Origin of the sequence: Stenotrophomonas sp. NPDC077420, assembly GCF_044543385.1 — a bacterium.
Lineage (GTDB): Bacteria > Pseudomonadota > Gammaproteobacteria > Xanthomonadales > Xanthomonadaceae > Stenotrophomonas.
The window spans coordinates 142,684-155,781 of the sequence record NZ_JBITVZ010000003.1; the positions used below are offsets into that span (position 1 = coordinate 142,684).

At 68.8% G+C, this 13,098-nt stretch carries 11 protein-coding genes; 4 read left to right on the top strand and 7 right to left on the bottom strand.

Features of this window, described 5'->3' with window-relative positions:
* Positions 1–41: 41 nt before the first annotated feature.
* From flgM to ACIGII_RS04350, 3 genes are all read left to right on the top strand, one after another.
* Positions 42–344, top strand: a complete 303-nt coding sequence (gene flgM, locus ACIGII_RS04340; protein ID WP_399634058.1) for a flagellar biosynthesis anti-sigma factor FlgM — start codon at positions 42–44, stop codon at positions 342–344.
* A 2-nt stretch (positions 345–346) separates the two neighbouring features.
* Positions 347–679, top strand: coding sequence for a flagellar protein FlgN (locus ACIGII_RS04345; RefSeq protein ID WP_399634249.1), 333 nt, complete (start codon positions 347–349; stop codon positions 677–679).
* A 73-nt stretch (positions 680–752) separates the two neighbouring features.
* Complete coding sequence (locus ACIGII_RS04350) at positions 753–2,000, top strand: ATP-binding protein (protein WP_399634056.1); 1,248 nt, start codon at positions 753–755, stop codon at positions 1,998–2,000.
* 37 nt (positions 2,001–2,037) lie between these two features.
* On the opposite strand, the gene ACIGII_RS04355 is transcribed toward ACIGII_RS04350, so the two are convergent.
* Together ACIGII_RS04355 and ACIGII_RS04360 are read right to left on the bottom strand one after the other, a co-directional pair.
* Entirely contained in the window at positions 2,038–3,795 is a 1,758-nt protein-coding gene (locus ACIGII_RS04355; protein ID WP_399634054.1) for an EAL domain-containing protein, read from the bottom strand.
* A gap of 3 nt (positions 3,796–3,798) precedes the next feature.
* Positions 3,799–5,901, bottom strand: a complete 2,103-nt coding sequence (locus ACIGII_RS04360) for a PAS domain S-box protein (RefSeq protein WP_399634052.1) — start codon at positions 5,899–5,901, stop codon at positions 3,799–3,801.
* A gap of 143 nt (positions 5,902–6,044) precedes the next feature.
* Between ACIGII_RS04360 and ACIGII_RS04365 the strand changes: the two genes are divergently transcribed.
* Positions 6,045–8,849 carry an EAL domain-containing protein gene (locus ACIGII_RS04365; protein WP_399634050.1) on the top strand — a complete coding sequence of 935 codons (2,805 nt, stop codon included), beginning with the start codon at positions 6,045–6,047 and terminating at the stop codon, positions 8,847–8,849.
* Positions 8,850–9,094: 245 nt separating this feature from the next.
* Here the strand turns inward: ACIGII_RS04365 and ACIGII_RS04370 are convergent, their stop codons facing one another.
* The 5 genes from ACIGII_RS04370 to ACIGII_RS04390 form a co-directional block, all read right to left on the bottom strand.
* Positions 9,095–9,352 carry a hypothetical protein gene (locus ACIGII_RS04370; RefSeq protein WP_399634049.1) on the bottom strand — a complete coding sequence of 86 codons (258 nt, stop codon included), beginning with the start codon at positions 9,350–9,352 and terminating at the stop codon, positions 9,095–9,097.
* A gap of 96 nt (positions 9,353–9,448) precedes the next feature.
* Positions 9,449–10,639 carry a methyl-accepting chemotaxis protein gene (locus tag ACIGII_RS04375; protein ID WP_399634047.1) on the bottom strand — a complete coding sequence of 397 codons (1,191 nt, stop codon included), beginning with the start codon at positions 10,637–10,639 and terminating at the stop codon, positions 9,449–9,451.
* A 250-nt stretch (positions 10,640–10,889) separates the two neighbouring features.
* A complete protein-coding gene (gene hflD, locus ACIGII_RS04380; protein ID WP_399634045.1) occupies positions 10,890–11,504 on the bottom strand; it encodes a high frequency lysogenization protein HflD in 615 nt (204 codons plus the stop codon).
* The gene (gene mnmA / locus ACIGII_RS04385) at positions 11,501–12,640 is read right to left on the bottom strand and encodes a tRNA 2-thiouridine(34) synthase MnmA (protein ID WP_399634044.1); all 1,140 of its coding nucleotides are present in this window, start codon (positions 12,638–12,640) and stop codon (positions 11,501–11,503) included. The genes hflD and mnmA overlap by 4 nt, the downstream gene beginning before the upstream one ends.
* Positions 12,637–13,098 carry an NUDIX hydrolase gene (locus ACIGII_RS04390; protein ID WP_399634042.1) on the bottom strand — a complete coding sequence of 154 codons (462 nt, stop codon included), beginning with the start codon at positions 13,096–13,098 and terminating at the stop codon, positions 12,637–12,639. The genes mnmA and ACIGII_RS04390 overlap by 4 nt, the downstream gene beginning before the upstream one ends.

The following is a 13,098-nucleotide window of genomic DNA, read 5'->3' on the forward strand; positions in this document are numbered from 1 at the left end:
TGCCGTTATCCCTTGTGAACCGTAACTCCCAGGACTACTCCATGAGCCAGAAAATCGACGGCACCCTGCAGGCGACCGCCCATCTGCGCAGCATTGCGCCGGGAAACAAGCCCAGCGTCAGCACCGATGCCCCGACCCGGCCGGTGGAAGCCGCCGACAGCCTGCGGCTGACCGGCGAAGCGACCAGCCTGCAGGCCATGCAGCGCGAGCTGAGCGCGGCCCCGGCCATCGACGCCGGCCGTGTGCAGGCCGTGCGCGAGTCGCTGCAGAACGGCACCTACAAGATCAATCCGGACGCGATCGCCTCGCGCATGCTTGAACTGGACCAGCAGCTGCAGGGATGAAGCTGGCCATGAGCGAGCCGCTGCAGCGCCTGAGCGATGCCCTGGACGTCGAACGCCAGGCATTGGTGGAGCATGACGTGCAGTCGCTGATCCGCGCCACCAGCGCGAAGCTCGAGGCGCTTCGTGCGCTGGAGCAGGTGCTGCCGGTGGGGCAGAACCAACGACTGCAGGAACTTGCCGAGCGCAACCGCGCCAACGGTGTGCTGCTGGCGCGCCGCCGTCGTGAGGTCGACTGGGCGCTGCGCCAGCTGGGCCGCAGCGAATCGTCCGCGGCCTACGACGCCAAGGGCCAGTCCAACACGCTGCACGTCCGCCGCCCCCTCGCCGTAGCGTAGTCCCGGGCTCTGCCCGGCAATCGCAATCCGTCCAAGCCGGATATAGTGGGCACCTGTTCCAACTGCCCCCGACGTGACCGTGACCTTGTCATCTACGTTTGTCACCGCGCCGCTGCCCCCGCAGCCGGTCCTGCTGGCGCTGTTCGAGCGCATCAACGAAGGCGTGCTGCTGTTCCGTGAAGACGGATCGATAGCCGTGGCCAATGCAGCGGTGCGGGCGATGCTAGGCCAGACCGAGACCGACGCCACCGCACAAGCAGCGCCCGCGCTGGACCCGGCGCAGTGGCTGCGCCAGCTGTTGCCGCCCGATGCGCTGGAACACGCGCGCCAGCATGGCCACTGGAACGGCAGCCTGCCGGTCGGTGAGCGAATGGTGATCGTGCACCTCTACGATCAGGAAGACGCCGGTCGCCGTCATTACCTGGCGCTGTTCCGCCGCATCGAGGGCCAGGAAGACTACGAACGCGAACTGCAGCAGCGCCACGCGGAGCTGCGCCAGGCATACCTGCGCCTCAACGGTACCCAGGAGAAGCTGCTGCAGTCCGAGAAGATGGCCTCGATCGGCCAGCTGGCCGCAGGCGTGGCGCACGAGATCAACAACCCCATCGGCTACGTGCATTCGAACCTGGGCAGCCTGCAGGAGTACCTGCGCAGTCTGTTCACGGTGATCGAAGCGTACGAGCGTGCCCTGCGCGCCCCGGACCCGAAGGCGTTGATTCCGGAAATCGATGATATCCGCACGCGGTTCGACATCGATTTCATCAGCCGCGACCTGCCGCAGCTGATGGCCGAATCGCGCGAGGGCATCGAGCGGGTAACGCGCATCGTGCGCGACCTGAAGGATTTCTCCTACTCCGGCCGCGACGAGTCGTGGAAGCTGGTCGACCTGCATGCGGGGCTGGAATCGACCATCAACATCATCTGGAACGAGCTGAAGTACAAGGCCGAGCTGAAGCGCGAGTTTGGCCAGCTGCCGCTGGTGGAGTGCCTGCCTTCGGAGCTCAACCAGGTGTACATGAACCTGCTGCTCAATGCGGGCCATGCCATCGCCGAGCGCGGCACGATCACCGTGCGTACCGGCGTGGACGGCGAGAACGTGTGGGTGGAATTCGAAGACACCGGCGGCGGCATCTCGCCGGAACTGCGCCAGCGCATCTTCGACCCGTTCTTCACCACCAAGCCGGTCGGCAGCGGCACCGGCCTGGGCCTGTCGATTTCCTACAGCATCATCAACAAGCACCACGGCCGCATCGACCTGGACAGCACCCCGGGCGTAGGCTCTACGTTCCGCCTGGTCCTGCCGATCAAACAACCGCGTTGACGGAACCGGTGGCCCCGGCCGGTGGCCGGAACCCGTTTCATTCGCCTTCCGGCGCCGGTATCGCAACAGGTTGGGCGGTATTGGCGCGGCGTTGCTCTTCATGCGTGCGGAACGCCTGGTGGATGTGCTTGCGCAGTTCGTCGTCGTTCCACGGCTTGGTCAGGAAGCGGTAGATCGCGCCGCGGTTGATCGCGTCGGTCACCGTGTTGAGGTCGGTATAGCCTGAGAGGACCAGCCGGATCGTGTCCGGGTACAGCATCTTCACCCGGCCCAGGAACTCGGTGCCGCTCATGTCGCTCATGCGCTGGTCCGACAGGATCACCTGCACATCGTTGATCGCCAGCAGGTCGAACGCATCGCGCACGTTGCCCGCCGCCAGGATCCGGTAACCATCGCGGCGGAACAGGCGCACCAGCGAACGCAGCACGTTCTCCTCGTCGTCCAGCAGCAGCAGGGTCCGGTCCGGCCGCGTCTCGGCGAACGCCTCCGGGCGCAGGTAACGGCGACGCAGCGTCATCCCCGCTGCATCGGCCGACATCGGCTCGCCGAACAGATAGCCCTGGAACACATCGCAGTCGTTGCGACGCAGGAAGCCCAGCTGCGCCTGCGACTCGACCCCGTTGGCGATCACCGTCATGCCCAGCTGGTGCCCCATGGCGATGATCGCGCGTGCGATCGCCGCCTCGCGATTGCCCGCCGGCGCACTCTTGATGAAGCTGCGGTCGATCTTCAGCTTGTCCACCGGATAGCGCACCAGCGCGCTCAGGCTCGAATCGCCCGTACCGAAATTGTCCAGGCTCAGGCTGATGCCTTCATTGCGCAGGTTCACCAGCGTCTCGTGCACGAAGTTCACGTTGTTGGTCAGCGCGCTTTCGTTGATCTCCAGCGTCAGCATGTGCGCCGGTACCCCCGCGGTCTGCATCAACGCCATCACCTCGGCGAAGAAGTTCGGGCGCAGCAGCTGCAGCGTGGACACGTTCACCGCGATGGTGAAGTCATCGAAGCCCTGGTCACGCCACAGCCGCGCCTGCTTGAGCGCGCCCTCCAATACCCACGTGCCGATCTGCACGATGATCCCCAACCGCTCCGCCGTCCGCATGAAGCGTTCCGGCACCAGCATGCCCAGTGTCGGCGACTGCCAGCGCAGCAGCGCCTCCATGCCCACCACATGGCCGTCGCGCGCGCTTACCAGCGGCTGGTAGCGCAGCTTCAGTTCGCCGTTGGGGATCGCGTCCACGATCTGCCGCGCGATGATGCTCTCGCTGTGCGCGCTGGACGGCGTGTTGACCGCGTGGATGCGGACCGCATTGCCGCCTTCGCGTGCCGCCTGGTACAGCGCATCCTCGGCGTGGTCGAGCAGCCGCGAGGTTTCCGTGGCATGTTCCGGGCACAGGCTCACGCCCAGCTTGCCGGTCATGAACAGCGTGTACGGGAGCACCGACAGCGGCAGTTCCAGCTGCTGCCGGATCTCCTCGGCCAGGTCGTCGGGCAGCGGCATGTCCGCCGCGCGCGGTACCGCGATCAGGAATTCATCGCTGCCGTGCCGCCACAGCTTGCCGCGCCCGCGCAGATGGTGCTGCAGGCGCTGCGCCACCAGCACCAGGGCCTGGTCGCCGACCTCGGCGCTCATGTTTTCGTTGACCGAGGCGAAATGGTCGATGTCCACGTGCATCAGCATCAGCGGTGTCCCGCCGGAGGCCGCCTCGGCCACCATCGCCTGCAGTTCGGGGTTGCCGGCGCCCAGGCGCGGCGGCGCGTCCTCGATGCTCACCAGGGGCAGGGAAGGATTCCACATTACTCAATGTTCCACGGTATCGGGGGTGGCCGCGCTGTCGCTGCGATAGGGCAGGAACAGGTCGACCAGGGTGCCGGCGCCATGCGCCGACTCGATCTTCAGGGTGCCGCCGGCGCTCTGCGCGCGTTCGCGCATCACGATCAAGCCCAGTCCGCGCGGGCCGTCCGGGTCGAAGCCCTCGCCGTCGTCGCGGACCTGCAGGTGCAGGCCGTGGTCGTGCACATCGTGCAGCTTCAAGTGCACCTGGCTGGCGCGCGCATGCCGCAGCACGTTGGTCAGGCTTTCCTGCGCGATGCGGAAACAGGCCTGTTCGATGTCGCCCGCAGGCCGCCGCGGCAGCGCCGGGATATCGGCCACCAGCTCGATCGGCGAAGAGCGGAACAGCACCCCCGCCTGCCAGCGCAGCGCTGCTTCCAGGCCCAGCGCGTCCAGCTGTGGCGGCCGCAGCAGGGTGGAAATGTCGCGCAGCTTGCCCACCGTGGCGTCGGCCAGCTGGATGATCTGGTCCAGGTCCTCGCCGCGCCGCTGCGCGTCCGCTTCATCCTGCGCCGCGTACGCCGACAGCTTCATGGCGGTGATGGCCTGGCCGATGTCGTCGTGCAGGTCGCGCGAAATCGCCCGGCGCTCGTCCTCCTGCAGCGAGAACAGCCGTCCGGCCATCGCCTGCAGCTCGCGGTTGCTGGTTTCCAGCGCCTCGCGGATGCGTTCGGGCTCGCTCAGGTCGCGCACGATCAGCAGCTTGCAGGTGCGCCCGCCGTAGCGCACCTCGCCCATCGCCAGGCCGGCCTGGAAGCACTCACCATCCAGCCGGCGCATGCCGATCACCTCGCTGCCACTGCTGGGCAGCGGGATGGTCGCAAACAGCTGCGCGCGCACCCGCGCCAGGTCGCCCGCCACCACCAGCGCCGACAGCGGCTCGCCCAGCAGCGTGTGCTGGCCGTAGCCGAACTGCGCAACCGCGCAGGCGTTGGCATACAGCACGTGTTCGTCGGACAGGATCACCACGCCGTCGGGCAGCACCCGCACCAGCTCGCGGAACTGTTCCTCGCGCTCGCGCAGCAGGCGTCGCGACTGCTCGCGTTCGGTCACGTCCTGCAACGTGCCCAGCACCCGCGGGCGACCGGCGTCGTCGCTGCCGCTCTCGGCGCGCAGGTGCACCATCAGCGCGCGCCCGTCCATGGCCAGCAACGGCAGCAGCACGTCGATCTGCACCTGTTCGCCGCGCATGTCCTGCAGCAGCTGCTCGCTGAGCGCGGCCGTGGCCGGGTCGGCCGGCACCAGCAGCTCCTCGAAGCGGTGCCAGCGTCGCGCATCGGGCGGGCGCCGCCCGAGCAGGTGGTAGACCTGGTTGGAGTAGTGGCCCAGGCCGGTGGCCGGGTCGACTTCCCAGGCGCCGATCCGGGCCATTTCGTGCGCCTCCTCGACCCGGGCCAGGGCCTGGTCGCGACGGCGCAGGGCCTCATCTTCGCGGGTCCGGTCGATGGCGATCAGCAGCCGCGCCGGCCGGCCGGCGTAGTCCAGGTAGTTGCTGCGCATCTCGATCCGACGCGGGGTGCCGTCCTTCAGCAGCAGGTCGGCGGTGAGCACGCACAGCTGGTCCGGCTGGGCCCGGATCTGGTCGAGCTTGGCGGCCAGCGCCGCTTCGTCGCCCGGTGGCCACAGCGCGGTCATGGGAAGCGCGGTGAATTCGTCGCGGGTCCAGCCAAACAGGGTGCAGGCGGCCGGATTGACGTCCAGGATCTCCAGGGTGCCCAGGTCATAGACCAGGATCGGCCCGGGGTTGCCCTCGAACAGCTGCCGGTGGCGCTGCTCGGAATGTTCCAGCTGCACGTGGGTCTTCAGCACATGCTGGGCCAGCGGGCGCAACAGCAGATAGATCATCGCGCCGCTGAGCAGGACGAACAACGCCCCCTTGGCGGTCTGCCAGCGCGCGGCGGTGGCCAGGTCGGCGGTCAGCATCTGCACGGCGGCATCGCTGCACAGGATCCAGACCAGGGCCAGCGCCAGGTAGCCGATCACCACCCGCCAGCGGTCGCGACGCAGGGCCCGCGCGATCGGATGGTCGCGGCGGGGCAGGGTGGGCGGGCCGGGCGGAACGACAGGCATGGGGCGCGGCGGGTCCAGGTCGGAGGGGCGCTCCATAGTAGTGGCTGTGGCACCGTTGACGCACGCGGCACTCAACTATCCGCCGCATCCGCCGCTAACGGTTACGTTCCCGGCTGTCGGGTGCGTAATTGGAGTCCTACCGCGTGGACCAAGGCATCATCGCGAGTCTGCTGCAGCACCCCCTGGCGTCGGCGCTGGTCATCCTGGACCGGAGCGGGAGTCCGCTGGCCGCCAACCCGGCCGCGCGTGAGCATGGGCTGCCGGCAACCGTGGCGGCCTATGGCGAGCTGCTGGAAGACCTGCGCCTGCTGGCCGCCGATGGCGGACTGGTGCCCTGCCAGTTGCCGGGCGGCCCGCGCGGCCGCTTCGACGGCTGGATGCGCGCGGTGCACGATGCCGACGGCAACCTGCTGGCGTTCACCCTGAGCGTGCCCGAACCGGTGGCGGCCTATGCCGGCAGTCGCTGGGAGATGGCGCTGGACCATGCCGGGCACGGCCTGTGGGACTGGGACCTGCCCAGCGACGCGGTCGTCCGCTCCAGGCGCTGGGACGACGTGCCGGGCGGCGCCGAAGAACATGCCGCGGCCGACGCCGGCCGTGCCCTGCTGGCACCTGTCCACCCCGACGACCAGGCCGCCGTGCGCGCCGCCCTGGACGCGCACCTGCGCGGCGAGGGTGAGGTGTATGCCGCCCAGTACCGGGTCCGTCACCCCGATGGCGACTGGCGTTGGGTGCTGGACCGGGGCAGGGTGGTGTCCCGCACCGTGGATGGGCAGCCGCTGCGCATGGTCGGCACCCACACCGACATCCAGGCGCAGAAGCAGCTGGAAACCCTGCTGCTGGAACAGCAGGTGCACCTGCGCGAAGCGCAGCGCATTGCCAGCATGGGCAGCTGGTCGTGGGACCCGGACAGCCGCCAGTTCTGGTGGTCGCCGGAATTCCGCACCCTGCTCGGGGTCGGCAACGCCCCGCTGGGCGGGCGCCGCCAATGGCTGCGCCTGCTGGCGCCCCGTTCGCGCACGCTGCTGCGCCAGGCGTGGCGACGCATGCTGCGCGATCACAGGCCCAGCATGCTGGCCCTGGAGCTGCCGCGCGCGGCCGACGGCGTGCTGCACCTGCGCGTGTGGATGCAGCCGCTGCTGGGCCCGGACGGGCGCATCCAGCGCCTGCTGGGGCAGGTCCAGAACATCACCGAGCAACACCAGACCGACGCGTTGATCCGCTGGCGCACCGAACTGCTCAACCGGGTATCCGCGCTGGGCCGGATCGGTGGGTGCGAAATCGACGTGGCCACCCGGCACATGCAATGGACCGAGGAGTGCTACCGCATCCACGGCCTGCGCAAGGAGCCGATCACCCTGGACCAGGCGCTGGCGCTGTATACCCAGGACTCCCGCGAGGCGTTCGAGGCCGCGCTGGCCCGCATCGCCGCCGGCGGCCTGCCCGAGCAGCTGGACCTGTGCTTCTACCGCCAGTCCGGCCTTCGCATCTGGGTGCAGGTGCTGATCGAGCTGGACCACCGCGACGGCCTGCCGACCCGCTATGTGGTGCTGTTCCGTGACATCACCCGCGAGCGCGAAGCCAACGAGCGCATCGAGCTGCTGGCCCACTACGACCTGCTCACCGGCCTGCCCAACCGCATGCTGCTGCGCGAGCAGACCGCCGATGCCATCGAAGAAGCCCGCGATCGTGGCGCGGCCCTGGCGATGCTGTTCATCGACCTGGACGGCTTCAAGACCATCAACGACACCTTCGGCCACGCCACCGGCGATGCGCTGCTCAAGGCAGCGGCCTCGCGGCTGCACCAGAGCCTGCGCAATGCGGATCTGTTCGGGCGTTTCAACGGCGACGAGTTCATCGTGGTGCTGCGTGACCTGGCCGACCCGGAAGACGCGGGGCACGTGGCCCGCAAGCTGATCGCCTCACTGGCCGAGCCGCTGCAGCGCGGCGACACCACCTTGAAGGTGGGGGCCAGCGTCGGCATTGCCATGCTCGACGACGAACACGGCGATTTCGAGACACTGCTGCGCGCCGCCGACGCGGCGATGCATGCGGCCAAGGAAGCGGGCCGCAACACCTACCAGTACTACAGCCAGGACGCCCTGCTGCGCATCCAGCGCCGGCTCGAGATCGAGCACGCGCTGCTGGGGGCGATCGAGCGCGAAGAGTTCAGCCTGGCGTACCAGCCCCTGCTGCACGCCGCGCACGACCAGCCGCCCGCCATCGAGGCGCTGCTGCGCTGGCATCGCCCGGGTATCGGCTACTGCAGCCCTGCCGAATTCATTCCGATTGCCGAAAAGTGCGGTGAGATCGTCCGCATCGGCGACTGGGTGCTGGCCGAAGCCTGCCGCCAGGCCGCCGCCTGGGACCGGGCTGGGCTGGTCTTCGACCGGATCGCGGTGAACGTGTCGGCGGTGCAGCTGCGCGACCGTGGGTTTGCCGAGCGGGTGATCGAAACCTGCCACGCACACGGCTGGCCGCCGCAGCGGCTGGAGTTGGAGCTGACCGAATCGGCGCTGATCCGCGACACCGATGTCCTGCGGCACTGTTTCGATGTGCTGGAACGGCACGGCGTGCCGTTGGCGGTTGACGATTTCGGCACCGGCTTCTCCAACCTGCACTATCTAAACCGGTTCCCGGTGGGCCGACTGAAGATCGACCGCAGCTTCGTGCAGGGCATGCTGCATGACACCGGCACCGCCGAGGTGACCCAGGCGATCGTGCACCTGGGTCACGCCCTGGGCATGAAGGTCGTGGCCGAGGGCGTGGAAACCGAGCAGGAAGAAGCCATGCTGCGTCGCCAGGGCTGCGACGAGATCCAGGGCTATCTGTATTCCCGGCCGTTGACCCCGCGCGATCTGGCGCAGTGGCTGAAGAACGGCGGCGCGCAGGCGGTGCAGGTGGCCGCTGTGCCCGGCGACGCGTTGCGGATTCCGGTTGCGCCTTGACTGGGCGTGGCCGGCCAACGGCCGGCGCTACCGGTGTCCGTTTACGATCCCGATGACGTCGTGTGCGTGACCGATGACGGGCCTTTGGTTGGTTGAATGCCTTTCGGGCGGCTTCGGTACGGGTAAATGCCGGGGTGTTGGCCGCGACGCTGCGTGACCGCCTTCGGACAGCCGGGCCGCGCTGCGCCGCGGTGTCCGGCCAACGGCCGGGGCTACCCGTGGTTACGGGCCCATCGGCATCCGTATCACGCTACCCTGTCGCCGCTCAATCCCAGGTCCCATGCCAATCCGGCCAAGCCCGGTTCCAGCGGCGTGGGCGACGGTGCGGCCGCTGCCAGTGCCGCCAGTTCCTGCTGCGCCTGCTGTTCCAGAACCGCCAACAGCGCACGACCACTGCTCGGCGCCACGGGTACCGGGGCAGGGTGGACGAGGTCGGCCGCCGCGTCGGGCGACGCACCGTGACCGGCGGGAATCGACTGGTTGGATGTGGGGTTCAACAACATGCGGCGATCTTCAACAGGTGGGCCGGGTGCCACACGCACGAAAGCCCCGGACATGCCGGGGCCATCGTGGGTGCCGTCACCGGCGCGGAACAGGGATCAGAACAATTCCACCGCGCCAGCGGCCATGCTCTGCTGGCTCACCGGCTTGTGCGGCGGGCGCTCCCACTCGCTGCGCATGTCGCGCAGGCGGTTGCCGGTGCGCTGCAGGGCGGTGGCCACTTCGGCGTCGAACACGCCGCCGTTCCGGTGCAGCAGCTCCTGCAGGCCAACCGCTTCGCGGTTGATCGAGGTCAGGCGGTCCAGGTGGGTGTGCACGCCGCCCAGGGCCTGGGTGGCGATGTCCTCGAACTGCAGGGCGCGCACGGCTTCGGCCACGCTGCTGTCGATGGCCCGGCCGCACTCGGAAATCTCGCGCATGCCGTCGCCCAGCGACGCGTTGATCTGGGCCACGTTGTCCAGCATCGCCGCCGCCTCGTGGCGCGCTTCGCGGGAGCGGTCCATGTCGCGCGAGGCCATGTTGGACACGGTTTCGCGGACCTTGGCAATGGCGTCCTTCGAGCTGTGGGCCAGCTTGCGGATCTGCTCGTTGAAGGTGGTGGAGCGCTCGGACAGATTGCGCACTTCGTCGGCCACCACCGCGAAGCCGCGACCGGCCTCACCGGCACGCGCCGCTTCAATGGCCGCGTTCAGCGCCAGCAGGTTGGTCTGGTCGGCGATCGACTTGACGTCTTCCAGCAGCGAGAAGATGCCGTCCAGGTGCTGCGCCATCTGGTCGATGTGCTGCACGGTGGTGCTGCTCTGGCCGCTCACCTGTTCCAGCGCTTCCACCAGCTGTTCCATGCGGTTGCTGGCGTGCTGGGCAAAGCGGGCCACGTCGACGCCGGCGCCACCGTCTTCACCGGCGCGGTCGACGATGCGGGCCAGCGCCTGGCTCTGCTGGCGCGACTTGCGGTTCATCGCATCGAAGCTGCCACCCAGGCCGGCGACGGCCTGGCGGATCAGGTCACGGGCGCGTTCGATCTCGCCACGCGAGCCATCGATTTCGTTGCCGACGAACGTACGCAGCTCGGTCAGCAGTTGGTCCTGTTCGCGCATCAGGCGCGCATGTTCGGGCGAACGCTGGGTCTGGGCGCGGGCGGTCCACCAGGCAAAGCCCAGCCAGCTCAGTGTCATCGTGGTCAGCAGTGCCCAGGTCAGGGCGGCCGGCCACGCGAAGCCGATGGCGAAAGGAAGCAGCAGGGTCAGGACCAGGGGAGCGGCCAGACTAGTGAAAAGGCGTGAGTACATAAACGTTCTCGGGGAGGTGCACGGAGAATGTATCGGCCGTACCCCCGATTGCTTTAGGCGCGGCGCACGTTTTTGTGCGCCGGCAGGCAACGACCGCCGGTCGCAACGCCTCCGGCAGGTGACGACCGTTGGTCGTCACGCCTCCCCGGTAGGTGACGACCGTTGGTCGTCACGCCTCCCCGGTAGGTGACGACCGTTGGTCGTCACGCCTTTCCGGTAGGTGACGACCGTTGGTCGTCACGCCCCACCGTCAGCGCAGCTGACGGTCCACCGCCTCGATCATCGCCTTGCGCGACAGCAGGAAATCCCAATACTGGCCGCCGGTCTGGCGCCACAGCACCGCCGAGCGCACGGCCGCCAGCAGCAGCGCGCGGATCTCGGCGACCACCCCGGCCTGGCCCAGGTAATGCGGGTTGCCCTGCACCATCACCCGCGGCTTGAGATGGCTGATGGTGTCGGCGTACAGCCCGCCCAGGCTGCCCAGCACGTCCGGATGGGCGCTGTCGTTCAGCGCCAGCGCCTGGCGCCGGGCGCGGGCGATGCCCTCGCTGACCTGGTCCACCACCGCGTGCTCGCGCACGAAGCGACGCTCCAGCTGCAGCACGGCAAGGGCCAGCCGCGGCAGGATCTCGTCCTGGCCCTGGCTGCGGAAATAGTTATGCAGCAGGCGCAGGCCCGGCGCCACATTGGCCGCGCTGCCGTATACGGCCTGCGGGCTGTCGGCGTCGATCCGGAACACGCTGTCGATCGCGGTACGGACCACGCTGGCCTCGGAATGGCCGGTTTCGGCGATGCGGCGCACCTGCTGCAGTGCCTGGGCAATGCCGGCCAGGGCAAGGACGCGGTCGTCGATCGAAAAACTCATGCAGCAGATACCTCGAAGGGGGAAGGGGCGGTGCGCAGGCGCTGTTCCAGCGGGGCGTCGGTGGCGGCGATGACCGCGCCCCCCAAGCAGACCTCGTCGTCATACAGCACCAGGGATTGGCCGGGGGTGACGGCACGCTGCGGCCGCGCGAAGCGCACGTCCACGCTGCCGTCGTCGCGCACCCGCACCGTGCACGGTTCATCCGGCTGGCGGTAGCGGGTCTGGGCGGTGCAGTCGAATTCGCGGGCAGGCGGGGCCCCGGCGATCCAGTGCGCGGTTTCCGAGTGCAGCCGGGTCGACTGCAGCCACGGGCTTTCCCGGTCCTGGTCGACGTACAGCACGTTGCTCGCCACGTCCTTGCCCACCACGTACCACGGCGCCGCCGGGCGGCCCCGCACGCCGCCGATGTTCAGCCCTTCGCGCTGGCCCAGGGTGAAATAGAACACCCCGGTGTGCTCGGCGATCCGGTTGCCGTCCGGGTCCTGGATCTCACCGGTGCGCGCGGGCAGGTAGCGGCCCAGGAACTCGCGGAAATCGCGCTCGCCGATGAAGCAGATGCCGGTGGAATCCTTCTTGGCATGGGTCGGCAGGCGTGCATCGCGGGCGATCCGGCGCAGGTCGTTCTTCTGCAGGTCGCCGATCGGGAAGAGGGTGGCGGCCAGCTGGGCCTGGCCCAGCTGGTGCAGGAAATAGCTCTGGTCCTTGCTGCGGTCGGCACCGCGCAGCAGCGCCCAGCGCCCGCCCAGCTGCGCCACGCGGGCGTAATGGCCGGTGGCGATGCGCTCGGCACCCAGTTCACGGGCCGCGTCCAGGAAGTGCTTGAACTTCACCTCGCGGTTGCACAGCACGTCCGGGTTCGGCGTGCGGCCGGCGGCATACTCGGCCAGGAAGTGCTCGAACACGCCTTGCCAGTACTCACTGGAGAAGTCGCGGAAATGGAACGGGATGTCCAGCAGGCCACAGACGGCGACCGCGTCGCGGCGGTCGTCCTCGGCGCGGCAGTCGCCGCTGCCGTCATCGGCCCAGTTCTGCATGAACAGACCGGCGACCGGCTCACCCTGCTGGACCAGGCGCCACGCCGCGACCGACGAATCCACGCCGCCGGACACGCCGACCATGATGCGGGGAGTGCTCATGCGACCTCCTTGACCAGCGAAAGCGGGTGGCGTTGACCGGCCAGGAAATCGGCAACCACCTCCCACACCAGGGGGCTGCGCAGGCGTGAAGGCGCGGCGCGCAGCTCGGCCGGGTCCAGCCACAGCGCGCGCAGGATGCCGGTGTCCAACGGCCGGTCCGGGTCATGCGACACCGGCTCGGCCGCATAGGCGAAGCGCAGGAACGGGGTGCCGTCGGGGGCGGTCCACTGATAGGTGCCAATGAAGGCGGTCAGGCGGACCGTCCAGCCCGATTCTTCGAGGGTTTCGCGCACCGCGGCCTCGGCCAGGCTTTCACCCGGCTCCAGGTGGCCGGCCGGCTGGTTGAGTACGGCGCGGCCGTCGATGGCTTCTTCCACCAGCAACAGGCGCCCGTCCCTGACCACCACGGTGGCCACGGTCACATGGGGCGCCCAGCGCAGGTCCTGCGGTCGATCCAC

Coding starts and splice junctions, on each gene's coding strand:
- ACIGII_RS04355 (WP_399634054.1), bottom strand. CDS start 3,795: ATGTGGAATCCTTCCCTGCCCCTGGTGAGCATCGAGGACGCGCCGCCG.
- hflD (WP_399634045.1), bottom strand. CDS start 11,504: ATGAGTTTTTCGATCGACGACCGCGTCCTTGCCCTGGCCGGCATTGCC.
- ACIGII_RS04370 (WP_399634049.1), bottom strand. CDS start 9,352: ATGTTGTTGAACCCCACATCCAACCAGTCGATTCCCGCCGGTCACGGT.
- flgM (WP_399634058.1), top strand. CDS start 42: ATGAGCCAGAAAATCGACGGCACCCTGCAGGCGACCGCCCATCTGCGC.
- ACIGII_RS04375 (WP_399634047.1), bottom strand. CDS start 10,639: ATGTACTCACGCCTTTTCACTAGTCTGGCCGCTCCCCTGGTCCTGACC.
- ACIGII_RS04360 (WP_399634052.1), bottom strand. CDS start 5,901: ATGCCTGTCGTTCCGCCCGGCCCGCCCACCCTGCCCCGCCGCGACCAT.
- mnmA (WP_399634044.1), bottom strand. CDS start 12,640: ATGAGCACTCCCCGCATCATGGTCGGCGTGTCCGGCGGCGTGGATTCG.